This window comes from Ruegeria sp. AD91A, from assembly GCF_003443535.1.
Classification (GTDB): domain Bacteria; phylum Pseudomonadota; class Alphaproteobacteria; order Rhodobacterales; family Rhodobacteraceae; genus Ruegeria.
In genome coordinates this window covers 144,611-169,960 of the sequence record NZ_CP031946.1, presented here as the reverse complement: position 1 = coordinate 169,960, position 25,350 = coordinate 144,611, and the positions used below count along the sequence as shown (strand labels likewise).

The following is a 25,350-nucleotide window of genomic DNA, read 5'->3' as shown; positions in this document are numbered from 1 at the left end:
CTGCTCTTATCCCTCGTCCTTGTCAGGTTTGTCCCCGGAGGCCGCCCGCGCCTTGGCTTGCGCCTTGCGCCGCGCCATATTGGCCTTCAACGCCGCTTTCAGCCGCTCTTCGCGCGCATCCCCGGATTTGCCTTGTTTTTTGGGTGAATTTTTTTCCGTCATGATCTTTCTCTACAGGAGGCGAAAAAAACCGTCCAGACACCCTTGCGCCGCGTTTCGTTTGAGTCTAATCACCCGCCCACAGCGCTGCTGTAGCTCAGAGGTAGAGCACTCCCTTGGTAAGGGAGAGGTCGAGAGTTCAATTCTCTCCAGCAGCACCATAAAATCAGCGCCTTACGAGGTTTTTGACTTGGCCCCACAAGGGGTTGGCGACCACATGGCGACCACCGCACTTGTTTTAGCAAACCGTTGGCGACTTAGTCGCTAGAGGCGGCAATTCAGGTACGGGCTGCATCTATCTGGTGACCCCACCCCCTGGCACCCTCTCAGCCGGTCACGTGGATACCTGCGAGGCACCAATATTGTCTGGAGCAAGTTTTTTTCGCAAGGGCCACCCTCTCTAAGGGAGGGCCCATAGCAGGCTGCAATTTGGAGATCGACAAACACGGGGCTTTCGCGGGGTGTGATCTTGTCTAAGTGGGGTGTGATCTTGTCTAAACCGGATAGTGATCCAGGTGGGGGGCGACATGTTTATTGAAGGAGTGGAATACTCGCGCGCTAAAGACATTCACGACGTCTTCGGCGGGCAGCGACAGGGCGGCATCTCGACGCCAAAGGACAGCCAATTTGTATTCATCTTCACCGGCAAGAGTGGCGAACAGCACGGCTATGAAGATGGTTGGCAGCACGAGGGCGTCTTCCTCTATACCGGTGAGGGTCAAAAGGGTGATATGCAGTTCAAGGCTGGGAACGCCCACATCCGAGACCATGACATCAACGGAAGGGGCCTACTACTATTCGAGGCCCTAGGGAAAGGGCTTCCTGTTCGTTTCATTGGGCGATTTGCGTGCCAATCGTGGGACACATTCAAAGGTCTAGACACTGACGGAAACAACCGTGAATGCATCCGCTTTCATCTCGTCAGAGCTTCGGCGGACGTGCAGACCGTTCGCGATGAGCCTGATGAAGCCGAGGCAGAATTACCGATTGAAAGGCTTCGTAGTGCGGCACAGAAAGCAGCTAAGCCTCAGCGGGCTAAGAACTGGCGGGAGGCGCGAGTCGCTTATCGAAAGAGGTCAGCCACGGTTCGTGACTACGTCTTGGCACGAGCCAACGGGAGATGTGAACTAACCGGAGAACCAGCGCCATTCCAAACGCCATCGGGACGACCTTATCTTGAGGTGCATCATACCCGGCGGCTATCGGATGATGGGCCTGACGATCCCCGTTACGTGGCAGCAATCTGCCCGACAGTTCATCGAGAAATTCATTTCGGGGCGCATGGGGATGAGTTGAACCGTAAGCTGATTGAGAAGTTGGCCGAGATTGAGCCGGCTTAGCACGTATCGACGCATTCCCTGAACTGATCGCGGTAGGGAGGTCTCCAACGCCAAGCGGCCATTGACGGGTGCCCAACTGTGGTTTCGATCTCGAAGCACCGCTTCCGGCGGAAACTGACGCTTGTCAAACCGGTCCCTATGTACGAGATGCGGGACAAAGTTGCCGATAAATCAGTTTGTTGGAATGTGTAATTACGACCACGAGCAGTCCTATATTGCAAGTGCAGCGAACGACGGCTTGACCGACTTACTTGCCGCCCTGAAGCTTTCTGATGACCCTTTCAGCCGCTTTTGACCTCTTCGAATACCAGTTCAGGCACCACGACTTCCCAATTGGCGCGTTTCATCAGGTGATGAAAACGCTCATCGGCATCTTCCTTACGCCAGTGTATGATGGCCGCGATCTCGCCGGTGACAAATTTCGTGCCAATCGGGGGCGTAAATGCTTTTGCCATCCGCCCGAGGACCCGCCCTTGAATATCCTCGATCTGCCAGCGATCTCCAACACTGGCGAGCTTGATTGGCGCGCCAACCTGCGCTTCAGCGATCGCGTCATGAACAATGTGCCGATCACCTTGGCGCCCTGCGAACGACAAGTCGACCATCTTCATTTCTGGCGATTGAAAGAACCGGCGCGGGCCAGGGACTGTCGCCAAGTCGGGCACCACGTGCCGCTTGACGACGGAAGGCGACTCGGTGGGAAGGTATTCGTGATTGTCGTTACTCATGACGATCAAATTGCGCCGCGTACGTGTCATGGCGACATAGAACAAACGCCTCGGCGCGTCCTGATCTTCGTTTCGCGAGGGCCGTTCCCAACCACCATCCAGGATCACGACATCGTCGAATTCGAGGCCTTTCGCGCGATGCGCCGTCAACAACTTGAGGCCACGCTGCTCGCCCCATGAGTCTTTCGACCATTCAGCAAACCATTCCATCACGTCAGGGCTCGGGAGCGCTTTGCCATCAACTTCACGCGCAAGTTGGCCAAGTCCCTCGCCGATACGGTCAGTCCAACGGCTTGAGGGTATCGTGTTCAGGGTTTCGGTAAGGTCGCTCAAACTGACCAAGGCTGCGTGCCTCTCGCGTAGGCCGTCGATGAACCTCCGCATCTCACGGGTGCGCCAAACACTTGGTAAGTTTTCGTTCGCCATTTCGACTGGAATTCCATGCGCCTCGGCAAAATCACGGACCGACAGAAGCTTGCGCCAATCACGAGAAATGATTGCCGCGCCCTTCCAGCTCCAATCCGGGATCAGTTTTGACAGGCGGATCATCTCGTTGACAGCCGCAAGGGCCTGAGCGTCATTTCCGGCCGGGCAGCCAAGGATTTGGACCCGTCCCTGCGCAACCGGATCGAGGCTTTCCATGATACTCCCTGCGGGGTCCTTTTGCCGCGATTTGTCGACGGTAATCCCATGCCCTGTTTTCATACGTTCCCGAGATCCTTCGATCACGGCGTTCGCTGCGCTGATGACGTTTTTCGACGAGCGGTAATTGTCAGTCAGAAAGACCGGCTTGGCTGAATAATCCTGTTCGAATTGCCGGATGTGGCGCACCGATGCGCCGGCAAACGCGTAGATATTTTGGTCGTCATCGCCGACCGCGAACAGGCTAATCCGTTGATCGGGGTCGTCGATACTGCGACCGGCCACCGCCGCGATCAAGGCGTATTCCTCTGGTCCCACGTCCTGATATTCGTCTACGAGAATCCAGCGGAACCCCTGGATCAAAGTCTCTCGCAAGGCTTCGGCCTCGATTTTGTCCAACCCGTCGCCACGCAAGAGACGTGCCGCATCAATCAGAAGCGTCTCGAAATCAGGTTCGTCGGCCGCTACCCGTCCGGCGAAACTCGCGCCAACCAACCGCATGGCTAAGGCATGGATGGTTAAGACTGTGACGAAGCGAGCATCTTCGCCAATCAGCATACGCAAGCGTTCCCGAATCTCGGCGGCCGCGTGACGATTGTAGGCGAGCACCAGTATACCGTTTGGATCTTCGCGCTTGATCCTAACCAGATAGGCGATGCGATGGACCAACACGCGTGTCTTGCCCGATCCCGGCCCTGCGAGCACAAGGACATTGGTCTGTTCGCGGTCGTCACGCACGATCTGCTCTTGTGTCGCATTCCCCAGATTGTCGACGATCTCGGCGTAAGACTGAGGCGTTGCCTGCCGTCGGAACTCTGAAATCTTCCCCGGCATCCAAGCTTTCATGAAGTCGGACTGCTCCATTTCGAAATAGTCATGCGCGAGCTGCTGGGCCTGATCGATATCGTCGATGCCCTTGCTCGCGTAAGCCGCCATCACGTGGGTCTGGACGGTCTGTTCGGTGTAATGGTCTTCGAGCGGCGCGAAATGTTGGGTGGTAAAAGCGCCGCCTTTCGGATTGATGTGCAGCGTCATGGCGGATCGGAACACGGACAATCCCTTGCCCAGAGTCATCACCTGCTGTTCGTGCAGCCAAAGAAGCGCCCGGTCCATAAGTTTTGCTGGATCATTGACAGATGCTCGCAACAGCGCATCGCTGTTGATCGCTGCAAGAAGGTCGCCAAGCGTGGTCTCGACAGGAACGTCTTTCCGACGCAGACCTGCCTGAGCCTTGTTTATCAAGTGTGAAACCAAACGCTCTGCGGCCTGCCTGCGAAGTTGAGCGGTCTGTTCGATTACCCCCCATGATCTTTGGATTCGCACCATGACACTGCCTTTGGACACCTTGCGCAGGCCAATGTTGCCTTTTCCGCCGTCCATGTCGCGGCCATCCTGCGCCATCCCACGGAGCAAACCCTCGACAATATCGGGCCGTACGGAGGCGTGTCCCCGCTCCCGCAAGGCCTGCGCCACTGAGGCCAGATGGCAGGGCGCAGCCTCATTGATGTCCGCGTCTGGCGCTTGCTCCCTAAGGACTGCAATCAGGTCAGCTTCCAACCGGGATGCCGCTTCGAAGCGCTTCGACGAGGCATTCTCGACGCCTACATGCACGAAGATGGTGATGTTTGTGTCGTCCTTTGCGATCCCCAGGGCCTCGAGATCCGCCAAGGCTTTACGTAGGCTCGACATCGTAAGCCCGCTGACGCCGCAGAGCTCGTCCGTGGTGATGCCCTCTTCCTGCGGCGCGTTGATGATATGCTGCACGATTACGGCCAGATCCTTGCGCCGCCGCTCGGTAATCTCGGCGGATGCCAGGATTTCACGGACCTCCCGCATGCTCCTTATTCGGAGCGAGGCGGGAAACACCTGCACCCGGTTTTCTTCGCGGTTCAGAAGGTGTGCTTCTTCCAACCAGGCGACGGCCGTCTTCACCCGCGTATCGTCGGTGTTGCTGTCCCGCTGGAAGTCTCGCTCTTTCTCCTCATGAACGATCTCACCGGGTGTTGCGACAATTTCGCCGCCTTTTCCAGTCCGAGCATCAAGGCGTCGAAGCGCCTTCAGGATCGCGCCGATTTCGTGCCGCGCGAGTCGAGAACGCGCGCTGAGGCTGAACTGACGATCAACGTCTTCGGTATTGAACAACAGGATGCAGTTTGCGGGCTCGCGGTCCCGCCCGGCGCGACCCGCCTCTTGCAGGTAGTTTTCCAACGACCCAGGCACGTCCCCGTGAACCACCAGACGGATGTCCGGCTTGTCGACCCCCATCCCAAAGGCGTTGGTGGCTGCGATCACGCGGAGATTGCCGACGCGGAAGTCCTCCTGAATCTCACGTTTGTCATCGGGGCTGAGGCCTGCGTGATACCGTTCAGCGGCGATGCCCTGTTGTTTTAAGAACTCCGCCACGCGCTCGGTAGCGTTTTGGGTCGCACAATAGACGACCGCTCCCGACACGCCCTCACGCGGAAGCTTGACCTCGATCGTGTCGAGGATATCGGCCATCTTGGTTGCCCGCTGCGTTGGCAGCACCTGGAAACTCAGGTTCGACCGTGATGCGCCTCCGTCGATCAACACCAGCTCGGACCCCAACCGCTCTTTGAAATGACTGCGGATGTCCTGCACGACGTCCGGCTTCGCTGTCGCGGTCAAGCAAAGCACCGGAGCCGGTTCGTCGCCTGAGCTTTCCTTGATAAACCGCGAAACGTAGCGATAGTCGGGTCGGAAATCGTGTCCCCATTTAGACACGCAGTGCGCCTCGTCCAGTACCCAAAGTCCCACCTCGCGCTGTGCCAGAACAGACCGAACTGTTGTGCTGCGCAGTTGTTCGGGCGAAATCAAAAGGATCGCAGCATCCCCAAGCCGCACCTTGTCGAGCGCATCCTGACGCTCGGGCAAAGACAATAACCCGTTAATCGTAACCGCTGAGGAAATTCCGGCCCGTACCAAGCCCTGAACCTGGTCTGCCATCAGTGCTACAAGCGGCGATATTACGACGGTCAAGGCCCCGGTCTTGTCGAACCGAGACAACGCGGGGATCTGGTAACAGATGGATTTACCAGTGCCCGTCGGCAGGATACCCAACAAATTGTCGCCTTCCATGGCCGTCGCCACAATCTTTTCTTGAAGCGGGCGTCCGTTTTCGTCGACTGGTTCCGGGCGGAAACTTGGAAAGCCGAACCAACGTTCGAGTGCACGGGTGGGCTCATTGTGCTCTGCGCAATAGGCACAGTTCGGATCACGACAATTTGTATCTCTCAGGTCTTTGACAAGCCGCGCTGCATCACGGAACTGCGCCCGCACCCAAGGCGGCATGACAGAATCCCCACCAGCGACCGAAATCCAAGCGAGCGCATATGCCATCGGCCAACCCAGTCCAGTGTCCGAGAGCCGCTCGAGCAGAGCGTCCACTTGCCTGCCACAGGCCACGTCTTTTAGCAACGCCTGAATGGCCTCGTGCGCCTCCGCTTCCGTCGGGATGGGCGCCCCGCGCACGTCGCTGAACAACCGATCAAATCCGACGCTACTGGGACCTCGGCAGCACAGCCAGTGATAGGCGATCATCGTTTCTGGCGACAACGTGTTCAGCGAGACGAAGGCGTCGATCTGGTTGTGAAGAACCTCGAACACAAGACGCGCGTCGAGCTCGGGATCGTTGACGTGACCACTTTGAAGCCGCCCATCGCGGTAGTGCTTGACCAAATGATGGTAGGGATTGCGCGGGAACGCCAAGGGGTTGAGCCACAGCGTGTCAATCGGTCCGTCCGCGAGCTTTGCGAAGCGCGGCGAGACCGCCATGAGATGCGGCAGGTCATGGCGCAGAATGTTGTGACCAATGACATGTGCGAAACCGGCGCAAAACAAGTCGAGCTTTTCAAGCGCGGCCTTCGGATCACCTTTCCGATGAATAATCCCCTCTCCATCGCCTTCCGGCACGGCTGCAAAGGCAAACAACTTGGCTTCCTTGGGATCAACTTCCAAATCAATCGACAGACAGCGCGACGAGATTTCGGATTGTTCCCGTGGCATTTGAGTACTCTTAATTTCCTCCGGAATAGCCTCTGAGTTTTCGAGTGGCTGTGGTCTGCCACGGCCAAGGGCCTTCGATATGCCGCGGGAAATTAAGTTTTTCATATTCGCAAGTTAATAATTATTCCCAAGGAGCGGAACCTTCGGCGGCCACTTTGAAAAAAATGTTGTCCCGATGCCATGCCAGGTTTGCGAGGTGCGGCCAGTGTCTTTTCCTTCAGGTTTGCAGATCTTCCCATCCGGAACCAAAAGCCGGTTGACAGCATCACTCGGCACTTTTTTTGCCAGACCGCAGCTGGCAGGTTCCGGACAGGCCTATTGATAAAAGTTCGTGTATTTTCCGGCCCGTCGATCTTTTGCGAATACAGCAAACTTCCTGTTCCGCCCAAACGACAAATACTACGCTCATCACCTATGTCGCCTATGGGCTCAATGCCGACGTTCGCCTGAATATTTCGAGCGACCGCTATGCGGACGAAGCCGCCATCGGCATAATAGCAAACAATGGCGGTTGGCCAGCCCACAGCAGACATAGGTTTTTTGCCGCCAAGCAGTTCGGAAATATCCAATAGGGCGATTGCGAATACCACAATCGATGAAAAGACTGTATCTTCATCACTCTATGAAACCGTCTATTCATTTGCCAATCGGCTTTCCAACAACTGTCCACTTTCTTTCAAAAGCGGATAGGCGATCATCGCGAATGCCGTGTTTAACATTTTCAGGGCGCGCAACAGATCAAGGTGAATTGCACTGGTTTCGATGGTTTCGGACACTCCAGCACGCAGCCGGGTAAGGTGCGCGCGCTCCAGCTTTCTCTCGATTTCGCGGATCATTTCCTTTTGCTGCACCAGCTCCCGTGCAGCCCCGGCATCCTCAGTCATCAGTACAGCGATTCCGTACTGAACGTTGCGCAACACACGGTCATAGAAATCGGTCAGTTCCCGCCAGCCCTCTTCCGAAAAGCTCACGTTTTCCGCACTCTTGCGCTTGGCCAATTCGACCATTTTCCGTGCAATTGTATCTGCCCCGGCCTCAAGGTTCACCGCCACGCCGGACAGATCAAATGCCCGCGTACCGGTGTCCTCTTTCGGATTGTCGCTTTTGACACCAGACAAATAAACCCGCAGGTCGAGCGACATTCGGTCAATTTCGACCTTTTCCATCTTCAGTTTTTGAGCAATGGCATCATCGTAATTGTCAAAAAGTGACATTGATTCCCGCATCATGATCTCGATCCTATTGCCCATTTCGACCAACTCACGATGCGCACAGGCAAAGGCGCGCGACGGCTGGTTCTGAACCGAAGGATCCAGGGCCGTGCGTCCGTTGGTCTTGGCGCTGTTTTTATTATCATCAGCGAAAATACTCTCCGCCAAACGCATTATCGGGCCAAGAAACGGAATACAGACAACAAGAAGCGCAAGGTTGAACAGAAGATGCAGGTTCAAAACCTGCTGTACGGGGCTGCCCCCGGGAACAAGGTCAACACCGTCAAGTCGATGGAGCAAAAACAGCACCAGCCCCGCCCCACCGCCACGCAGGAACAAGTTGCTAGACACGACCCGCCGCACCGAGACATCGGCCTGCAAGGTCAGAACAAACGCAATAAAGGCACCGCCTAGATTGGCGCCAAGAACCATGGCAAAGGCCGCCGACAGGGGCAGAACGCCCTGAGCCGCAAGAGTTGCAAACAACAATATCGCTGCAACGCTGGAATGTACCAGCCAGGCAAAAAACGCCGCCAGCAAAAATGCCGTCAACGGATCAGCAGACAGGTAAATCAAGGCCCCCGAAGCGGCCTCGCTGTTTGCCAGCGGCGCGCTGGCATCGCGAATAAGGTCAAGCGATAGAAAAATCAGGGCCAACCCAATCAGGATCCGACCAACTTGGCGCACGCTGCGCCGGGAACTGCGCAGGAAAATCACCACCCCGATCAAAAGTAGCAAGGGCGTCAGCAAAGCAATCCGGGAATTCATGATCTGGGCTACGATGGCAGAGCCAAGGTCCGCCCCCAGAATAATGGCCAACCCGGCGGTGCCGCCGACCGAACCCGCGGCCATGAACCCGGCAAGCAGCATTGCGACGGCAGTGGAGCTTTGCAGCAGGATCGCGGTCAGCGTGCCGGTTGCCGTTGCGGCAAAACGGTTTCCCGTCGACCGACGCAACCAAAGCCGCAGCTGGCTTCCAAAGGCTCTCTCAAAACCGGTGCGCACAAGGCGAACAGCCCAGATCAGAAGTGCCGCAGCAGCAGCCAAATTCAAAACAATAATTATGGGTGAGCTATCCATCATCACCGAGTCTTTGGTTTCCGGGCCAATCCGGCCACTTCAGAATGAATACGGTCCTTCGGCAGCGTCTAGCGAAACAGCGCTCCATATACCGCTCTTTCCGGTCTCGAGAACTGCGCAGCCCGTAGGTCCAGAAAAAAAACCTACCGGAGCCACCGCGCGTCGGTCCAGTGCAAAACCGCTGCAAAGGCCCGGCGCTGTCATGGCAACGTGACCGCCAACGCGACCAATGTGAACGCCGTGGACATGCCCAGCCAACACCGTGATCTCTCCAGAGTGCGCTGCAAGAATTTCTGCCAGATCGGATTGGTTCTCCAATCCGATAACATCCATGAAATCAATTCCGGTGCTAAACGGCGGATGATGTAACATAACGACAACCGGCCCGTCAGAACCAGAAAGCTCCCGCTCCAAAAGATCAAGACTCTCCACGCGCAGCCTGCCACCACCCTGTCCTTCAACGAGCGTATCAAGCCCGATAACACGGGTATCGCCCACCGTGTCCGCCCAATCGATAAGCCCGTCCGCCGGCATGATGTCCAAACCCGAAAAGGCCTTTTGCATTGGCTTGCGCACATCATGGTTTCCAGGAACAACATAAATCGGCAGGTCAAACCGCTCCAGTTGCGCGCGCGCGAAATCGTAACTGTCCGGGCTGCCATCTTCGCTGACGTCACCAGTGACAAGAACCGCGTCGAGCGGGCCAAGAGCTTCACCTTTTTCAATCAATCGGTCGATGACCCCAATCAGGATCGCGCGGGTATCAAGCACGCCTGAACATAAATCGCCGCGCGATACCGCGTGCAAGTCACTTAGATGAAGAAATGTCGCCACGACTATTTGATCCCCGCGCGCAGGAAGGCCTGAACGAATTGACGCTGGAACACGAGGAACGCGATCAACAAGGGCGCAACGGACATCATCGTTGCCGCCGAAATGACGCTTATATCCACACCATTTTCCGGTGCGCCAAAGATCGACAAGCCGACCGTCAGCGGTCGTGTGTCGGGCGAGTTGGTCACGATGAGCGGCCAGAGGAAGTTGTTCCAGTGGGTCGATACCGACACCAACGCATAAGCAAGATATGTCGGACGCGCTAAGGGCACATAGACTCGCCAAAGAATTCCGAACCAGCCGCAGCCTTCGACGCGCGCTGCCTCATGCAGTTCTATAGGAACGCCCTTAAACGCCTGCCGCATTAGGAAAATGCCAAAGGCAGAGGCCATATAGGGCATTCCGACGCCAATAATCGTGTCAAACAATCCGAGGCGTGACACCATTGCATAGTTTTCCACGATCAACACTTCGGGCAGGATGAAAAGTTGCATCAGCACGAGGATGAACACGAAATCCCGACCCGGAAACTGGACCTGGGCAAAGGCAAATCCTGCCAGCGTCGTGACAAAGAACTGACCAATAAGGATCACCGTCACTAAAAGGAAGGTGTTGAGGAAATAGCGTAGCCACGGCGCCCCCTCCCAAGCGGTGCGGAAATTGTCGAGAGTCCATGGTGACGTGATGTTAAAGTTGACCGCGTCAGAGGTACTGTGGAAAGCCGCCCAAAAGGCAAAGACCAGCGGGGAAATCCAGATCACGGCCAACAACAGTGCGCCAAAGGACTCGATATGCCTGGAAAATCCGCTCATTGGTAATGGGTCCGCTTGTCGAGAATGGTGAATTTGACGCCGGCAACCACGCCAAGCACGACAAGCACCAGGATGGTCATTGCCGCTGCGTGGGGCGCATCAAAGAAGGCAAAGGCCATTTCCCAGATGTAATAAAGGATAAGCTTGGAGGCGTCGTTGGGCCCGCCCTTGGTCAGGATGAACAAATGATCGATCAATTTCACAGAGTTGATCAACGCATTGACCATGATAAATAGCGTCGTTGGCATCAACAACGGCAGCACGATCCGGCGCGTGTAGGTCCAGCGGCTGGCGCCTTCAATGTCGGCAGCTTCCTTGAGGTCCTCAGGGATCGTCTGCAAGGCCGCCAGATAGAAGATCATGAAAAACCCAGCCTCTTTCCAGATCGTCACGATAATTACAGCCCACAGCGCAGTTTCAGGCTGTCCCAGCCAGTTGATTGAGGGAAGGCCAAACAGACCGCCAATCTGGTCGAGCACACCCAATCCGGGAGTATAAAAAAACAGCCAAAGGTTAGCCGCGGCGATCATTGGCAGGACCGTAGGCGTGAAATAGGCGGTGCGTACAAACCCGCGAGCCGGGATCTTGGAGTTCGCCCAAAGCGCCATCGAAAGCGCAATTGCAATAGAAATAGGGATGGTCGCACCCGCATAGATCAAGTTGTTCACGACAACTTTCCAAAAGGTTGGGTCGGCGAACAGGTCGGCATAGTTCTCGCCGCCGACAAATTCGCTGGGGCGTCTTCTGGTTTCTCGGCTGAACAAGCTCGACCACAAGGTCGCAAGCGAAGGATAAAACGCAAAGGTCGTCAGTAGAATTGCCGCTGGTGACAACAGGATCCAACCGTAGATGGCCTGTCGACGACGCTCGATATTCACATGCTCTGCCATATAGCGACCCTCAAGGTTGGGTGCGCCGGGCATCTCTGCCCGACGCCAGGGAGTTGAGGTTATTGGTAATCACGCAGCAGGCGCACAGCCGCTGTCTGGGCTTCCCCTAGCGCGTCTTCAGCCGATTTTGTGCCGGTCAAGGCCGCCTGAATTGCGTTGTTGAGACCCTCACGCACGCGTGCGGTTTCAAAGGTCGAGAACTCAGCAACCGCGTTTTCCAGCTGGTTCCGGGCAACGAGAGCGGGTGGGAACTCTTCTGTGTAGGATTTCAGCGCATCGGTTTCATACGCTGCCGGAGACACGCCCATATAGCCGGTCGCGATGGACCACGCTGCCGCTTGCTCGGGCGAGGTCATAAATTCGATCAGCTTCATGGCCGCAGCGCGCTCTTCGTCCGATGTCTCCTTGAAAACATAGAAGTTGCCGCCACCGGTAGGTGAACCCAGCCGCACATTGGCTGGAAGCTCGGCGACGCCAAAGTCAAAACTGGCGTTATTCTTCACAGCCGTAAGGTTGCCGGTCGAATGCCACATCATCGAGGTCTGACCTTCGAGGAACGCCTGCCGCAGGGTACCCCATTCAACGGTGCCAGTGGGCATGATGCCATGCTCCTGCGACAGCGACTGCCAGAATTCCAACGTATCGACAACGGTTTCGTCATCGAAATAGGTGGTCAGGCCGTCATCGGACATCACCTCTTTGCCGTTCTGGATCGCCAACGCCTGGAACATCCAATAGGGATAGCCTGTCGATGGGATCATCAGGCCATAGGTGTCGTCGTTGGTCAGTGCCTTGCCCATGCTGATCAGCTCGTCCCAGGTCTTGGGCGGCGCCTCAGGGTCAAGACCTGCCGCACGAAACTGGTCCTTGTTGTAGTAGGCGACGATAGTTGAACGCTGGAACGGAATGCCCCAGGTTTTGCCCTCGATCCGGCCATTGGCCATCAATGCTGGATAAAAGCTCTCTAGCCAGTCCGGGTTAACCCCGTCGATATCTTCGTAGGCCACGATCAGATCCTGCTCGATCAGATCATAGGCATCGATTGAGAACATCACCGCCAGCTGAGCCGGTTCACCCGATGCAAGTGCGGACAAGGCACGCACGCGCGTGTCGTCATAGTTGCCTGAATAGATCGCGTTGACCTTGATGTCAGGGTTGGCGGCTTCAAAATCGGCAACGATGCCATCCACGACCTCGGTCAGCGCACCGCCAACCGCGATAGGATAATACATTGTCAGTTCCGTCTCAGCCGCCGCCGCCGATGTCAGCGCAGTGGCCGAGACGGCGGCCAGACTTATCTTCTTAATAACGTTCATTTTTTCCTCCCAGTGATGACAGTTATTCTTGTCTTTCCAAAGTTCAGTTGCTTGACCTACCCGGCCAGTCGCTTGCCCATGTCGTCAAAGAAATGCAGGTCTTCATCGGCAAAGCTGATCTCCAGATCTTCTCCTGCCGGAATATGTTTCAGTCCGGGCATGGATACGGTCAGACCATTGGCAGCAGGATGTGACAGGCCAATGAATGTCTCGGAACCCAGGAATTCGCATTCCGATACTTTACAAGTCAGTCTGCCCTTGCCCGATTCCACCACCTTCACCGCTTCGGCGCGAAGGCCAATTGTCGTTGCGCGCTCAAATCCTGGCACGCCTTCAGACTTGATCAGCGCCATTGGCGGGGCACCGACAAACTCGGCGACAAAGGTATTGGCAGGCTTGTAGTAAAGCTCTTCCGGGGACCCTGTCTGCTGGATATGGCCGTCTTTCATCAGCACGACCATGTCGGCCATGCTCATCGCTTCGGTTTGGTCATGCGTGACGTAAACTACGGTAATGCCCAAATCGACCTGAAGTTTTTTGATGTCCTTGCGCACTGAGGCGCGCAGCTTGGCATCAAGGTTCGAAAGCGGCTCATCCATCAGGCACAGCGGCTGGCTTGCCACGATCGCACGTGCAAGCGCCACACGCTGGCGCTGACCACCCGACAATTCCCCCGGCTTACGCTGCTCATAGCCCAGCAAGCCAGTGATCTCGAGCGCCCGGGTCAGTTTCTCGCGCCGTTCCGCCGCGCCGATTTTTCGCACCTTGAGGCCAAAGACAACGTTTTCCGCAACACTCAGATGCGGGAACAAAGCATAAGACTGGAACACCATCGACAGATTGCGTTCTGCAGGGGCAGAAGTAGTGAGGTCACGCCCGTCAATGACGATCCGCCCCTCATCCGGCAATTCCAGTCCGGACAGCAATCTCAGCGTCGTTGATTTGCCACAGCCCGAAGGCCCAAGCAGCGCTACGAACGATCCACGGGGGATCGAAAGATTGATATTCTCGACGCCAAGCTGCCCATTCCAGCGCTTAGCAATATTGTCGACGTGAACAAATGGTTCTGCCATATTCAGCGCTCTCCTTGTGAGTAAGTAATGGCTTCGCCCAAACTGTCTGCGAGGTCGGAAAATTCAGGAGCCGGTGGACGGTCGCACGCGACTACGTCGACATCCGAGATGTTGCCGCCCAATGCCGGCGCAATGCGACCAAATTTACTACTGTCTATTACGAGAATCGATTTGGCTGCGTGCTGCTGCATTTTCATTCTCACCCGAACCTCAGCTGGATGAAATTCCAACAACCCACCATCATGCGCCACACCGGCAACGCCAAATATTGCGAACTCGGCACGAAACCTGTCAAAGAAATCGGTTGCTTCTTCGCCGATAAAATCACGATCGGGCAGGCGCAGCTCGCCTCCTGGCAAAAGGATACGGTTTGAGATTTCATTACTCAGCGCCATCGCGGCACTCAGGTTGTTCGTGATGACCGTTAACTCCTGGTGGCCGGACAGTGCCTTGGCCACTTCGAGCGGAGTCGACCCGATTGAAAGGAACACGTTCGCCCCATTGGGGATCATGCTCGCAACAAGTTCGGAAACCGACCGTTTGCCACGTAAGTTCGTTCCGGCTCTCTGATCAAACGGGGTATTCAAACGGCTTTCAGCGAGCTCGATCCGCCCGTGCGCGCGTCGCAGGTTCTCACCGTCGCACAAAATGTCCAGATCGCGGCGGATGGTTTGCGTCGAGACTCCTAGCATTTCCGCTAAGGCTCCCACACTGACACCACCACGCTCTTGCACGATCTGCTGGATAAAATCCCTCCGTCTGATCTTCTTTGACGCCATTTTTCCCCCTTCAAGTTGCCAAAACCATATCACCAAAAAACAACAAAACAACATTTTTTAGTCAGAACCACGCAAAACCCTGAGGGGTGGTTTGGCCGTCATTTTTAAAAGAATTATATTTTACAATGCATTGATCGCGAAATTTTGAAGCTCCCCAGTAATGGCTTACTACTAAATGTTGTTTTTTCTTCCATTTTATTTTGTTGATGTTACATTCCGGGTTGCGTCAGACCTGTCGGGGGCGCCCATCAAAAAGGACATTTGGACACATGCTTGACGCCAACTCGATATTTTCGCGTTATCAGTCCATACGCCCCAGACTCCCAAAAGCAACATTCAACACGGCCACTCTGGATATTGAGTCACTTCTGGATATTCGCAACGAAGTAGACGCCTTTGTTTTTGATGCATTTGGCGTCCTAAATGTTGGGGAAACTCCGATTCCCGGGGCTGCAGCTCGTTTGAAAGAGCTCAGGGAGGCCGGACACCAAATTCGCATTCTTTCCAATGCTGCCAGCTATAATCACCAGGGCGCGACTGCCAAGTTTCAAAAGCTCGGAATGCAAGTTGACGCAGATGAGATTGTAACCAGCCGCGACGCAGCCTTGGCAAACCTGAACGACGGTCTGTGGGGCTGCATCGCCTCGCCGTCTGACGACCTGAAGGACATCTTATCCGAGACGATCAGGCTTGAAACAGACCAGACAGACTTTGACCAGGTTGACAGTTTCTTGTTTCTTTCGACCGAAATCTGGCAAAAATCTCAACAATCCATGCTTTGCGACAGCTTGTTGGCGAACCCGCGCCCAGTGGTGATCGCAAATGCAGATCTGGCAGCGCCACGAGACTTCGGGTTCTCACTGGAGCCCGGTCACTACGGGCATTTGCTGGCAGATGAGGGCCTTCAAGACATCAGGTTCTTTGGCAAGCCATTTCCGGAAGTATTTAAAATGGTCGAAGCCACGCTTCCAGGAATTCCGCCCGAACGCATCGCGATGTGCGGTGACACTCTTCACACCGATATCCTCGGTGCAGCAGCACGGGGTTGGCGCACAGTCCTTGTCGCGCAAGATGGAGTGTTTTCGGGGCTGGATACTCGCACTTTTTGCGAGCAATCCAGATTGACACCGAGCTGGCGCCTACTTCGCATATAGAAAACATCGTGGTGCTCCCACTTTTGGCGAAGTATCAGACCGAAAATTAGCCTTGGTTCGAACAGTGACTAAAAGCCTATTCTCACGATTTCGCAAAGCTGGTTTACTGCGCACTGCCGACATTGATGCACGGTGCAGCAATTTGCACTTTGGGCTCGGCGCAGACCTTCGCTGCAATTAGCGAAAATGGCAGCTTTGCGCTTCATCGCAGACGTTTGAGGTCGAAGATTTCATACCCACGCACAGCTCGCTCAAAGGCGCCCTCGCGCGGCGTCAGAACCGCATGCGATTTTCCCTTCTTGGTCGTTCGGGTCGATAATTGCCTTGGCGGCGGTCGGAGTAAGGATCTGAATCGAGATATGTTCCTTGGCGTCCACGCATATATTCAGCGAACTGGGCAAGGGCATCCACCTAGTCATCTTTTAGAGCATTCACATTCCGAAGCGAGAGCGGGAACCGGATGTTCAGCATCACCGCAAGGCGGATGATCTCGGGACTGGTTTTGAAGTACTTAAAAGAGGCAGGCCTGATCATGGGCAAAAGCTACGCAACCGCCCTGCCCCGCTCAAGCAAAGTTCTTCTGACAAGACCCAGATGGCAGAACAACTATACTTGCTTCAGACCAACCAAATCGGAATAAGAACGCTCACCGCGAGTGATTTGACGTTTGAGGGTGTTCGTTGCTGCTCTTACTTTACCCTCGCCCAATAGCGATGTGATCGCTTGATGTTCCTTGTAAGATTTCTTCGTTCGATTGGAACGCTTGGACAGATGTGTCCGCATAGTTTGGACGATATCACTGACTTTTTGATATCCATCCCGCAGATAACTGTTTCCGCAGGACCTGAAAAACGCGTCGTGAAACTCGGCGTCAAGTTCCAAATACTGCTCGAATTCATCCGCTTCCTGCGCTTCTGACATCTTAGAAACAATTGTAGCCAGCTCATTGATCAGAACCGACGGGTTCTTTTCAAGCGCCTGCTCCAAAGCTGCAGATTCTAGGATGAGCCGATACTGGCAAAGCTGCACCACGTCCTCTTGAGAAAGAGAGAATACAAACGCTCCTCGATGAGGAAAGATCTGAACGAGCCCCTGAAGATTCAAAGCCGATAGCGCTTCGCGAATCGGAGTTTTGCTGATGCCCATGGCATTTGACAGCTTCACTTCCGGCAACGATTCACCCAATTGAAACGTGCCATTGATAATGCCTTTTCGTATATGCTCTTCAGCAGTTTTACTCAAAGAATCCGGTCGCTTAATCTGCAAAACCTCGGTCATTTTCACTTCGTCCTATTTCGTCTCTCTAACATAATAGCACAAGTAAGCTTGATTTCTATATTATATCTGATATCTCAGATAATAGATCGAAAAAATAAATCCATGGGAGGAAACCTTGTTCAAGAAATCAACATTGGCGCTTGGTGTCGTCATGTCCGCCGGGCTTGCTTTTGCAGCATCCGCTGAAACAGTCATTAAGGTTGGGCATGGCGCAGCAGAAGCGTTTCATATGCATCGCGCGCTACTGAAATTTGAAGAACTGGTCGAAGCTGGCTCGAATGGTGAGATCGACGTACAGATATTCCCTTCGTCGCAGATGGGCCCTGATCGCGAAATGATCGAAGGTGTTCAAACCGGCGTTCTGGAAATGGCCATTCCTCCTTCCTCTTTCTTCGCGGGCTGGGATCCGGCTTTTGCAGTAATTGAACTGCCCTACATGTATTCCTCCAAGGACATCGCCTTTGATGTTCTTGATGGTGATGCTGGTGATGGCATGCTTGCACGGGTCGAAAACCAGGGATTGGTAGGTCTTGGCTGGCTTGAATTGGGTGTACGCAATGTGACCAACAATGTCCGTCCGGTTGCAACCCCCGCGGATCTTGAGGGTGTTAAGCTGCGTACTATGAAGGTTCCGGCGCATGTGGCGACTTTCGAGACGCTCGGGGCCAACCCGACGCCAATGAACTTTGGTGAGGTCTATTCTGCTCTCCAGCAAGGCGTGATCGACGGCCAGGAAAACCCCCTGGCGATTATTACATCACAGCGTTTCTACGAGGTGCAGAAATACCTTTCGACCACGGGCCATGTCTTTGCGGTCTATATGCCCGTCATCTCCAAACCGTTCTTTGACACGCTGTCCGCAGAGCATCAGCAACTGGTGCGGGACTCGATGGCCGCTGCACGTGACTATCAGGCGGAACTGGTCGCAAGCGAAGATGCGGAACAGCTGGAACAGATCCGTGCTGCTGGTGTCGAGATTCTGGAACTGACTGCCGAGCAGCGACAAGCCTTTGCAGACAAAACCGAAAGCGTCCGTCTGCAGTATCGCGACGAGGTTGGCGCCGAAGCCTATGACGACTGGGTAGCAGCGGTTTCCGCAGCGAGCGGAAGCTGACCCTCGGACTACTCAGCCAATACGGGCACCCGTGCCATTAAGGTTCGGGTGCCCCTTTCGTTCAAGGGGAGGTGAACGGTGTCGGTTATCAAATGGATCGATATTAATGCCGAAAAGGTCTTAGCCAGTGCACTTTTGGCCGCGATTGTCTTGTTGATCTTTGGCAATGTGTTCATGCGCTACATTCTGAATGCCTCTCTTTCATGGGGCGAAGAGCTAACGCTTTGGCTGTTTGTATGGTTTGTCTGGCTTGGTGTCAGCTATGCATTCCACACAGGCGATCATGTGCGTATCACGGTCCTGCGTGATGTCCTAAGCGAGCGCGCAAGGCTTTACGCGGATGTTGTGATCGCGCTTCTTGTCCTTGGATTTCTGATCGTTCTGACAATTGAATGCATCAAGCTTATCCGACAGCCTTTTGTCGCCAGCCAGACTTCGGTCGTTTTGGGGCTACCGATTCCGATCCTTTATGCTTCGGCGCCGATTGGCGCGGGCCTGTCCGCGATCCGCGTCACTCAACATCTGTTCCGAACCCTGCGTCTGATCGCAGGAACCAAAGCGTGAGGAACCCTGCATGCTTGCAACAACGCTTTTCTTGACGCTCTTTGCCCTGTTGCTCTTCAGCGTGCCTATTGGCATCTGTCTGGGCTTGGCCACTATGATCGTGATGGTCTTTGTAGATGGCACACCACCCATGGTTCTTCTGGCACGGTCGGTGGTAACAGGCGCGGACTCCTTTCCTCTAATTGCTGTCCCTCTGTTCATATTGGCAGGCGACCTGATGCAACACGGCGGAATGTCTCGCCGACTGGTTGGATTTGCCAATGCGCTGATCGGTCATATCCGGGGTGGGCTGGCTTATGTGAACGTGCTCGCCTGTGTGTTTTTTGCAGCCATATCCGGCTCATCTCCTGCGACCGTAGCCGCCATCGGGTCGAACATGATCCCAGAGATGGGAAAGGTCGGCTATACGCGCAAATTCAGCGGCGCATTGACAGCATCCTCAGGAATGATCGGTGTAATGATCCCGCCAAGTATTCCCTTCATCATCTATGGTGTTACTGCCGAGGTTTCGATCGGCAAACTGTTTCTTGCAGGCGTTGTTCCTGGCATCCTTTTTGCCCTCATGTTCATGTTGGTCGCTCGTGTTCTGCTGCGAAAGGACGAGGTTGTTCAGCAATCGACGACTACGTTCTCAGGCCCGGGCGTCTGGCAGAGCTTCCGGTCTTCCATCTGGGCGCTATTGGTGCCGGTAATTATCCTTGGGGGCATCTACAGCGGTATCTTCACCCCAACCGAAGCCGGTGCCGTGGCCGTAGTCTATGCAGCTTTCATCGGCATATTCGTCTATGGCGACATCACCCTCAAGGACCTGCCAGAGGTTTTGGCGGGCAGTGCAAAGACCAGCGGGACCATTCTGATATTGGTGATCATGGCGACCGCCTTTGGCAGGTTGATCACGCTCGCAAGAATCCCGACAGAGCTCGCAACAACGATCACCAGCCTGTCCGACAACCCAATCATCATTCTGTTGCTGATCAATCTGCTGTTGTTGGTGATCGGCATGTTCATGGAGACGATTTCGTCGATCATCATCATGACGCCGATCCTGCTGCCGGTTGCAACCGCGCTGGGTGTCGATCCGATCGTTTTTGGTGTCATCTTGACGGTCAACCTGGCCATTGGGTTCTGCACACCGCCATTGGGTGTGAACCTGTTCGTGGCCAGTACCATTTCGAAGGTTTCCATCGAAAGCCTCAGCCGGGCGATCCTGCCATTCTTTGTCGGCATGCTGATCTTGTTGATGTTCATCACCTATGTGCCCGCAATTTCCTTGGCCCTGCCATCCCTTTGGTGACCGACTGAGGAGCTTCAAACGTTAGACAAAGAACAGAGGACCCGGATGGATCTGGACCTTTCCCACCCGTCGATAGAAGACCTTCGGAAAACCGCACAAAAGCGCATTCCGAAGTTTGCCTTCGAATACCTCGACAGCGCGACCGGCCGGGAGCTGGGGTTGAAGGTCAACCGGGACGCACTTGACGCCATCGGATTCATGCCGCGTGTACTATGCGGCCGAACAAAGGCCGACCTACAGACTACATTGATGGGTAGAACTTACGATCTGCCATTCGGGATAGCACCGGTAGGTATGTCCGGCCTGATGTGGGCAGGAGCAGAGCGGATGCTTGCAAAGGCTGCGGTTGCTCACAATATTCCGTTTTCGTTGTCCAGCGTGGCGGTTGCTTCACCGGAGGATGTGGCACCTTACATTGGAAAAAACGGATGGTTTCAGCATTACCCGGTGAACTCCGGCGATCTGCGTCGCGCCATGCTGCCGAGGATTAAGGCAGCGGGATTTCATACGCTGATCATCACGGTGGACGTACCAGAAGAAAGCCGGCGCGAACGACAACGCCGCGCCAACTTGACCGTGCCTCCAAAAGCTGACCTGCGCACGCTGACAGAAATGGCGTCACGACCCGCCTGGTGTCTTGCGCATCTGCGCGAGGGCATCATGCCACGTATGCGGTTCTTTGACGATTACGTCCCCGCGCGTGGGCGAGAAAGCTTTACTCATGCAGGCGCTCTGATCCGTGGGATTCCAGATTGGGACTACCTGCGCGAACTGCGGCAGGAATGGGAGGGCCACCTGATCGTCAAGGGTGTCCTGCGGCCGGAGGACGCGCAAAAAATGGTGGCCGAAGGCGTGGATTGCATCTGGGTCTCAAACCACTCCGGGCGTCAATTCGAAGCCGGGCCCGCCGTGATTGACCAACTCCCCAACATCCGCGAGGCGGTCGGTATAGATGTGCCACTGATCTACGACTCTGGCGTTGCCTGGGGATTGGACATCATGCGTGCCCTGGCGAAAGGTGCAGATTTCGTCATGGTCGGGCGCGCCTTTCAATATGCTGTTGCAGCGTTCGGAGCACGAGGGATCGACCATCTCGTTCACATCCTGAAAGCTGACATTGAGGCCAACATGAGCCAGCTTGGTAGCGAAAACCTCGGCAGTCTGGCAGAGCACCTTCTGAGAACCAGCTGATCGGCGCTTGCGGCGCGTGGCGTATCACGCAGGCGCGTTTTCATCCTCGTCAATCAGCCCCTTGACGATCAGATCCGCAGTTGAGCGCGAACATGCCATTGGCAGATCATATACCGTTGCGAGACGGGTCAGAGCCTTAACGTCGACGTCATGTGGCATGGGTGAGAGAGGGTCGACAAAGAAAATCAATGCATCCAGTTTCTCTTCGCAGATCATAGCGCCGATCTGTTGGTCGCCTCCGAGTGGTCCGCTTTTCAGGCAGGTCACATCCAGTTGTGGATAGGCTTGCTTAATGCGGCTGCCGGTGGTCCCTGTCGAAAAGATTTGTACTCTGGACAGGCGGGCCAATTGCAGACCCACCCATTCAACGATTTCGTCCTTTCGCGCATCATGGGCTACGAGGGCGAAACGCGGCGCATCACCGGATGAACTGTTCAACGTAATCTTCTCCAAGACCGATTTCCGCGAAGTGTTTTCGGCACAGATCAATCTTGGTAAAGACATCTTCGTAGCCAGTAACCTCGCCCCACGGATCAACATAGCACATCACGCCATTGACCTGGAAATAGGTTACCATCTCTTCGACATCGTCGGGAACGACCAAGGTATGAGTCTCACCCGGCGGCTCAAAGACATATCCCCCTTCTTCCGCAACCCAATCATGTTCCAGATAATGCCAGCGCCCTTTCAGGACGAAGCCGTGGACTGGCTGTGGATGGCGGTGCCGCGAAAGAACACCAGCTTTGCGTACTTTGAGAAGGTTCATCCAATAACCTTGCGAGCGGTTCAGGCAGAGCGGTCGGAACCAGACGTTCTCTGCCTGCGGAACCCACAGTCTGTCGTCCTCACTCATGGCATTCGGGATCACGATCTCGTCTTGCGCATCCTTGGGGAATGGCAATTGATATGGCATTCGGGCGGTGTCATCGTCATTCATAGATTTTCCTCACATAGCGAGATAGCCGCCGTCGACCGGATAGATCGATCCGGTCACAAAACTGGCGTTTTCACTCAAAAGCCATTGCACAAGCGCACCGACTTCTTCGGGTTTCCCCCAGCGCTTCATTGGCGTGCGCGCCATGATCCCCGCTGTACGTTCAGGGTCTTCCCGGAGGCCCTGGGTCATCTCTGTCTCAATCCAACCCGGCGCGATGGCGTTGACCCGGATACCGTCTTCGGCCCAGCGACCTGCGAGCGCCTTGGTCAACTGTGCCACGCCGCCCTTAGAAGCGGAATACGCCGGAACCAAAGGCCCACCAAAGGTACTGAGCATAGAGGCGGTGTTGACGATGGCCCCACTCGCTTCAGCCAACAATGGATGCGCGGCAAGACAGCAGCGCATGGTGCCAGTCAGATTCACATCGAGCACCTTGGCGAAGACGTCGATGTCATATTCTTCGCCACGCAAAAGAATACCTGCGCAGTTCACCAAGGCATCGAGACCCGTGAGTTCGCCGAATACATCATTGATGGACGTCTGGTCGGTGACATCCAAGAGCTGCACCTTTAACCCGTCCCGAGGCTCGAATGCATCCAATTCGGATTGGGAGGCGGATGCGGCAATGACGGACCAACCTGCGTCTGCCAACGACCGTGCAACACCCGCACCAATCCCTCGCGTACCGCCCGTTACAAAGGCCTGTTTCATCCAAGTTCCTCCAATACACTGGTGAAGGCGCGCGCGCGCCTGCCGATATCATCCAATGTATAGCTCGGTTTGAACAGTGCGGATCCCAGCCCATATCCATCTACACCCGCGGCATGATACGGCGCCATCGTATCCGGCGTTATGCCCCCTACCGCAGCGACGACTGCGTCTGCAGGCAATACGGCGCGCATGGCAGAAATGGCAGCTGGCGACACCATTTCCGCCGGAAAGAATTTGAGGACCGATGCTCCGATATCCAACGCCGTAAAGGCCTCGGAGGGGGTCATGACTCCTGGACACCAATAAAGATCCCGAGCGACAGCCGCGCGCCCGACGTCCGGGTTCATATTGGGCGACACGATGATACGCCCGCCTGCATCAGCAACCGCCGCGACCTGATCCACAGTCAACACTGTGCCAGCGCCGACGATGGTCTGAGCGCCATGTTTCACGGCGATCTGCCCTATCGATTCCAGCGGGTCCGGTGAGTTGAGCGGCACTTCGATTATCCGAAACCCGGCATCGAAGAGTACATCAGACACCGGGCGCGCATTTTCTGGTGCCAGCCCCCGCAAAATCGCAATTAGCGGGTTCTCGGCAAGAGCTGCGGTGAGGTCAATCATCCAACCAACCCCGCAGCGCGAGCAATCAGAAAATGCCCTTTCGCGACAATATCGTCAGGCGCGCGACGGCTGTCGAAACCAGCAGTTCGAAGCGCTATTTCGTATCGGTCAGACAAATCACTTCGTCCAACAACAGTGATCGTGCCGACGTCTTCTAATGCGCCGGTCGCGGCAGCAACCTCGGTCCCGATCAACAAGCCCGACAAGTAGTCGGCCGTGGCAACCTTTGGGATTTTACCCATGAGAGGAAGCGTCCGAACGTGAAACAGGCTGTGCAGCAGGTTCGACTCACCACTGAGGCCCGCCTTGACGCCCATCACGAAGGCGTCTTCGCTGAAGGCGTCCTCTTTCATCAAGGTGCCAAGGATCGTGTGTTCTTTCAGCGCCGAAAAGATCTCACCTGTCATGTAGGTCGAGAAATCCACGATCTTCCCATCCGCAACTTGAACCCATTTGCTGTGCGTTCCCGGCATCACGAACATACCTTCGCTTAAACCGAGCGAAGATGCCCCGATAATCTGGGTCTCCTCGCCGCGCATTACGTCGGGTCCTCCGGCATGTTCTGTCGACGCACCAGTCACAAAGTGAATGCGCGCTCCGTTGGCCGCTTCGTGGGGGACCAACGCCCGCGCCAGACCGCCAGCACCCAGCGGCATTTCGGCATATTGCGTTTCGACCCAGCCATTGCGGCTGGTTATCATGCCGGATGCCAGGATCGGCAGGTTAGTGTTGGAGACCCAAGGGCCGATGAGACGATCAAGGACCGCGTCAAAGGTTTGCCCCGCAACCTGCATGATGCCTTCAGGCGACGAGACCCCATCGATCACCTCGCCCTCCGCACCGATGAGAAATGCACGGAACGATGTCGTGCCCCAATCTACGCCGATCAGCGCTGGCTCAGATGCGACCGAATTCATTCAGCAGATCCTCAACGGTTTTGCCTTGGGCCACCCATTTACGGGTTTCCTCTTCACGGTCAGCCTGCTCTTGAGCAAGGCGCACGGTTTCTTCGGCAATTTCCTGTGGAACCACAACGACGCCCATAAGATCAGCTACGATGAAATCTCCGGGGTTTACGACGACGCCCCCACAGGCAATGGGCACATTAATCGAAAGTTCTTCTTTACGTTCCGAGAACATCGTGTGCGTTCCGCGCGGCGTGATCGCGCGCGTCCAGATTGGCCAGTTGATGTCTTCCAACTCATCTGTGTCGCGCCCAGTGCCATCGACGATCATACCGCGAATGCCACGGTTCTTGGCCAGACCACCCATCAAACCGCCGCAGACCGACGTTTGACGATCTCCACCCGCGTCCACAACGATCACGTCCCCGGGTTGTCCCATTTCAAGCGCTCGCAATGGGTCGACCAGGTCGCCTTTTGAAAGCTGAACCGTCACGGCCTGGCCTGTCACCTTGGCGCGGAAGGCGGGTTTGATGGCGCTGTCCATCACGCCTGTTCGGTACTGCACATCCGCAAAAATGGCAGCGGCAGAGTACGCCTCCAACACCTTGTCGAATTTTTTGAGAAGTTCCGGGTTTCTTTCAAAATCATTGAAAACCCTGAGGTCCGTGCTGACGTCTGGCATTCTTGTCTCC

At 55.4% G+C, this 25,350-nt stretch carries 23 protein-coding genes, 1 tRNA gene and 1 pseudogene; 7 read left to right on the top strand and 18 right to left on the bottom strand.

All coding sequences use genetic code 11. From position 1 onward, the window contains the following. Window positions 1-6: 6 nt before the first annotated feature. Window positions 7-162 carry a hypothetical protein gene (locus tag D1823_RS21785; RefSeq protein WP_162896728.1) on the bottom strand — a complete coding sequence of 52 codons (156 nt, stop codon included), beginning with the start codon at window positions 160-162 and terminating at the stop codon, window positions 7-9. Window positions 163-245: 83 nt separating this feature from the next. Here D1823_RS21785 and D1823_RS00825 point away from each other — a divergent pair. After that, window positions 246-320 (top strand) — tRNA-Thr (locus D1823_RS00825). Between the two features lie 366 nt (window positions 321-686). Beyond that, window positions 687-1,499, top strand: coding sequence for an HNH endonuclease (locus D1823_RS00820; RefSeq protein WP_117868166.1), 813 nt, complete (start codon window positions 687-689; stop codon window positions 1,497-1,499). A gap of 281 nt (window positions 1,500-1,780) precedes the next feature. Here the strand turns inward: D1823_RS00820 and D1823_RS00815 are convergent, their stop codons facing one another. The 9 genes from D1823_RS00815 to D1823_RS00775 all read right to left on the bottom strand — a co-directional run bounded on the left by D1823_RS00815 (window position 1,781) and on the right by D1823_RS00775 (window position 14,887). Beyond that, window positions 1,781-6,892, bottom strand: a complete 5,112-nt coding sequence (locus D1823_RS00815) for a RecQ family ATP-dependent DNA helicase (protein WP_117868164.1) — start codon at window positions 6,890-6,892, stop codon at window positions 1,781-1,783. A gap of 101 nt (window positions 6,893-6,993) precedes the next feature. Beyond that, the gene (locus tag D1823_RS00810) at window positions 6,994-7,461 is read right to left on the bottom strand and encodes a hypothetical protein (protein WP_162896727.1); all 468 of its coding nucleotides are present in this window, start codon (window positions 7,459-7,461) and stop codon (window positions 6,994-6,996) included. Window positions 7,462-7,524: 63 nt separating this feature from the next. Continuing rightward, on the bottom strand, window positions 7,525-9,186 hold the full coding sequence (locus tag D1823_RS00805; protein ID WP_254683765.1) for a Na/Pi cotransporter family protein: 1,662 nt from the start codon (window positions 9,184-9,186) through the stop codon (window positions 7,525-7,527). 36 nt (window positions 9,187-9,222) lie between these two features. Further along, window positions 9,223-10,017 (bottom strand): metallophosphoesterase, encoded by a 795-nt coding sequence (locus D1823_RS00800; protein ID WP_117868160.1) that lies wholly within the window; start codon window positions 10,015-10,017, stop codon window positions 9,223-9,225. Window positions 10,018-10,019: 2 nt separating this feature from the next. Next, on the bottom strand, window positions 10,020-10,829 hold the full coding sequence (locus D1823_RS00795) for a carbohydrate ABC transporter permease (protein ID WP_117868158.1): 810 nt from the start codon (window positions 10,827-10,829) through the stop codon (window positions 10,020-10,022). Then, complete coding sequence (locus D1823_RS00790; RefSeq protein WP_117872581.1) at window positions 10,826-11,719, bottom strand: carbohydrate ABC transporter permease; 894 nt, start codon at window positions 11,717-11,719, stop codon at window positions 10,826-10,828. The genes D1823_RS00795 and D1823_RS00790 overlap by 4 nt, the downstream gene beginning before the upstream one ends. 59 nt (window positions 11,720-11,778) lie before the next feature. After that, a complete protein-coding gene (locus D1823_RS00785) occupies window positions 11,779-13,035 on the bottom strand; it encodes an ABC transporter substrate-binding protein (RefSeq protein ID WP_117868156.1) in 1,257 nt (418 codons plus the stop codon). A gap of 56 nt (window positions 13,036-13,091) precedes the next feature. Continuing rightward, a complete protein-coding gene (locus tag D1823_RS00780; RefSeq protein ID WP_117868154.1) occupies window positions 13,092-14,108 on the bottom strand; it encodes an ABC transporter ATP-binding protein in 1,017 nt (338 codons plus the stop codon). 2 nt (window positions 14,109-14,110) lie between these two features. After that, window positions 14,111-14,887 carry a DeoR/GlpR family DNA-binding transcription regulator gene (locus D1823_RS00775; RefSeq protein WP_117868152.1) on the bottom strand — a complete coding sequence of 259 codons (777 nt, stop codon included), beginning with the start codon at window positions 14,885-14,887 and terminating at the stop codon, window positions 14,111-14,113. 206 nt (window positions 14,888-15,093) lie between these two features. Here D1823_RS00775 and D1823_RS00770 point away from each other — a divergent pair, with 206 nt between their 5' ends. Beyond that, a complete protein-coding gene (locus tag D1823_RS00770; RefSeq protein WP_371415293.1) occupies window positions 15,094-16,041 on the top strand; it encodes an HAD-IIA family hydrolase in 948 nt (315 codons plus the stop codon). 423 nt (window positions 16,042-16,464) lie between these two features. Here the strand turns inward: D1823_RS00770 and D1823_RS22040 are convergent. Further along, a pseudogene (locus D1823_RS22040) lies at window positions 16,465-16,575 on the bottom strand (IS6 family transposase); the annotation flags it as partial. 72 nt (window positions 16,576-16,647) lie between these two features. After that, on the bottom strand, window positions 16,648-17,319 hold the full coding sequence (locus D1823_RS00760) for a GntR family transcriptional regulator (RefSeq protein ID WP_117868148.1): 672 nt from the start codon (window positions 17,317-17,319) through the stop codon (window positions 16,648-16,650). 115 nt (window positions 17,320-17,434) lie between these two features. On the opposite strand from D1823_RS00760, the gene D1823_RS00755 reads away from it, so the two are divergent. The 4 genes from D1823_RS00755 to D1823_RS00740 all read left to right on the top strand — a co-directional run bounded on the left by D1823_RS00755 (window position 17,435) and on the right by D1823_RS00740 (window position 21,482). Further along, window positions 17,435-18,433 (top strand): TRAP transporter substrate-binding protein, encoded by a 999-nt coding sequence (locus D1823_RS00755; RefSeq protein ID WP_117868146.1) that lies wholly within the window; start codon window positions 17,435-17,437, stop codon window positions 18,431-18,433. 78 nt (window positions 18,434-18,511) lie between these two features. Further along, window positions 18,512-18,997 (top strand): TRAP transporter small permease, encoded by a 486-nt coding sequence (locus D1823_RS00750; RefSeq protein ID WP_117868144.1) that lies wholly within the window; start codon window positions 18,512-18,514, stop codon window positions 18,995-18,997. 10 nt (window positions 18,998-19,007) lie between these two features. Next, window positions 19,008-20,291, top strand: coding sequence for a TRAP transporter large permease (locus tag D1823_RS00745; protein ID WP_117868142.1), 1,284 nt, complete (start codon window positions 19,008-19,010; stop codon window positions 20,289-20,291). Window positions 20,292-20,336: 45 nt separating this feature from the next. Then, window positions 20,337-21,482 carry an alpha-hydroxy acid oxidase gene (locus D1823_RS00740; protein ID WP_117868139.1) on the top strand — a complete coding sequence of 382 codons (1,146 nt, stop codon included), beginning with the start codon at window positions 20,337-20,339 and terminating at the stop codon, window positions 21,480-21,482. A gap of 24 nt (window positions 21,483-21,506) precedes the next feature. Here the strand turns inward: D1823_RS00740 and D1823_RS00735 are convergent, their stop codons facing one another. From D1823_RS00735 to D1823_RS00710, 6 genes are read right to left on the bottom strand one after another with little or no spacing between them, the layout of a single operon-like run. Continuing rightward, window positions 21,507-21,920, bottom strand: coding sequence for a methylglyoxal synthase (locus D1823_RS00735; protein ID WP_117868137.1), 414 nt, complete (start codon window positions 21,918-21,920; stop codon window positions 21,507-21,509). Continuing rightward, entirely contained in the window at window positions 21,901-22,419 is a 519-nt protein-coding gene (locus D1823_RS00730) for a 2,4'-dihydroxyacetophenone dioxygenase family protein (RefSeq protein WP_117868136.1), read from the bottom strand. Before D1823_RS00730 ends, D1823_RS00735 begins: the two co-directional genes overlap by 20 nt. 9 nt (window positions 22,420-22,428) lie before the next feature. Next, the gene (locus tag D1823_RS00725; protein ID WP_117868134.1) at window positions 22,429-23,130 is read right to left on the bottom strand and encodes an SDR family NAD(P)-dependent oxidoreductase; all 702 of its coding nucleotides are present in this window, start codon (window positions 23,128-23,130) and stop codon (window positions 22,429-22,431) included. After that, entirely contained in the window at window positions 23,127-23,753 is a 627-nt protein-coding gene (locus D1823_RS00720) for a 2-dehydro-3-deoxy-6-phosphogalactonate aldolase (RefSeq protein ID WP_117868132.1), read from the bottom strand. Before D1823_RS00720 ends, D1823_RS00725 begins: the two co-directional genes overlap by 4 nt. Continuing rightward, the gene (locus D1823_RS00715; protein ID WP_117868130.1) at window positions 23,750-24,670 is read right to left on the bottom strand and encodes a 2-dehydro-3-deoxygalactonokinase; all 921 of its coding nucleotides are present in this window, start codon (window positions 24,668-24,670) and stop codon (window positions 23,750-23,752) included. Before D1823_RS00715 ends, D1823_RS00720 begins: the two co-directional genes overlap by 4 nt. Then, a complete protein-coding gene (locus tag D1823_RS00710) occupies window positions 24,651-25,340 on the bottom strand; it encodes an RraA family protein (protein WP_108861947.1) in 690 nt (229 codons plus the stop codon). The genes D1823_RS00715 and D1823_RS00710 overlap by 20 nt, the downstream gene beginning before the upstream one ends. Window positions 25,341-25,350 lie beyond the last annotated feature (10 nt).

Bases quoted from the DNA above. Each gene is read 5' to 3' on its own strand.
- D1823_RS00740 (WP_117868139.1), top strand. From the start codon at position 20,337: ATGGATCTGGACCTTTCCCACCCGTCGATAGAAGACCTTCGGAAAACC.
- D1823_RS00805 (WP_254683765.1), bottom strand. From the start codon at position 9,186: ATGATGGATAGCTCACCCATAATTATTGTTTTGAATTTGGCTGCTGCT.
- D1823_RS00770 (WP_371415293.1), top strand. From the start codon at position 15,094: ATGTTACATTCCGGGTTGCGTCAGACCTGTCGGGGGCGCCCATCAAAA.
- D1823_RS00725 (WP_117868134.1), bottom strand. From the start codon at position 23,130: ATGAAACAGGCCTTTGTAACGGGCGGTACGCGAGGGATTGGTGCGGGT.
- D1823_RS00820 (WP_117868166.1), top strand. From the start codon at position 687: ATGTTTATTGAAGGAGTGGAATACTCGCGCGCTAAAGACATTCACGAC.
- D1823_RS00815 (WP_117868164.1), bottom strand. From the start codon at position 6,892: ATGCCACGGGAACAATCCGAAATCTCGTCGCGCTGTCTGTCGATTGAT.
- D1823_RS00775 (WP_117868152.1), bottom strand. From the start codon at position 14,887: ATGGCGTCAAAGAAGATCAGACGGAGGGATTTTATCCAGCAGATCGTG.
- D1823_RS00730 (WP_117868136.1), bottom strand. From the start codon at position 22,419: ATGAATGACGATGACACCGCCCGAATGCCATATCAATTGCCATTCCCC.
- D1823_RS00780 (WP_117868154.1), bottom strand. From the start codon at position 14,108: ATGGCAGAACCATTTGTTCACGTCGACAATATTGCTAAGCGCTGGAAT.
- D1823_RS00760 (WP_117868148.1), bottom strand. From the start codon at position 17,319: ATGACCGAGGTTTTGCAGATTAAGCGACCGGATTCTTTGAGTAAAACT.
- D1823_RS00790 (WP_117872581.1), bottom strand. From the start codon at position 11,719: ATGGCAGAGCATGTGAATATCGAGCGTCGTCGACAGGCCATCTACGGT.
- D1823_RS00745 (WP_117868142.1), top strand. From the start codon at position 19,008: ATGCTTGCAACAACGCTTTTCTTGACGCTCTTTGCCCTGTTGCTCTTC.
- D1823_RS00720 (WP_117868132.1), bottom strand. From the start codon at position 23,753: ATGATTGACCTCACCGCAGCTCTTGCCGAGAACCCGCTAATTGCGATT.
- D1823_RS00795 (WP_117868158.1), bottom strand. From the start codon at position 10,829: ATGAGCGGATTTTCCAGGCATATCGAGTCCTTTGGCGCACTGTTGTTG.
- D1823_RS00785 (WP_117868156.1), bottom strand. From the start codon at position 13,035: ATGAACGTTATTAAGAAGATAAGTCTGGCCGCCGTCTCGGCCACTGCG.
- D1823_RS00715 (WP_117868130.1), bottom strand. From the start codon at position 24,670: ATGAATTCGGTCGCATCTGAGCCAGCGCTGATCGGCGTAGATTGGGGC.
- D1823_RS21785 (WP_162896728.1), bottom strand. From the start codon at position 162: ATGACGGAAAAAAATTCACCCAAAAAACAAGGCAAATCCGGGGATGCG.
- D1823_RS00710 (WP_108861947.1), bottom strand. From the start codon at position 25,340: ATGCCAGACGTCAGCACGGACCTCAGGGTTTTCAATGATTTTGAAAGA.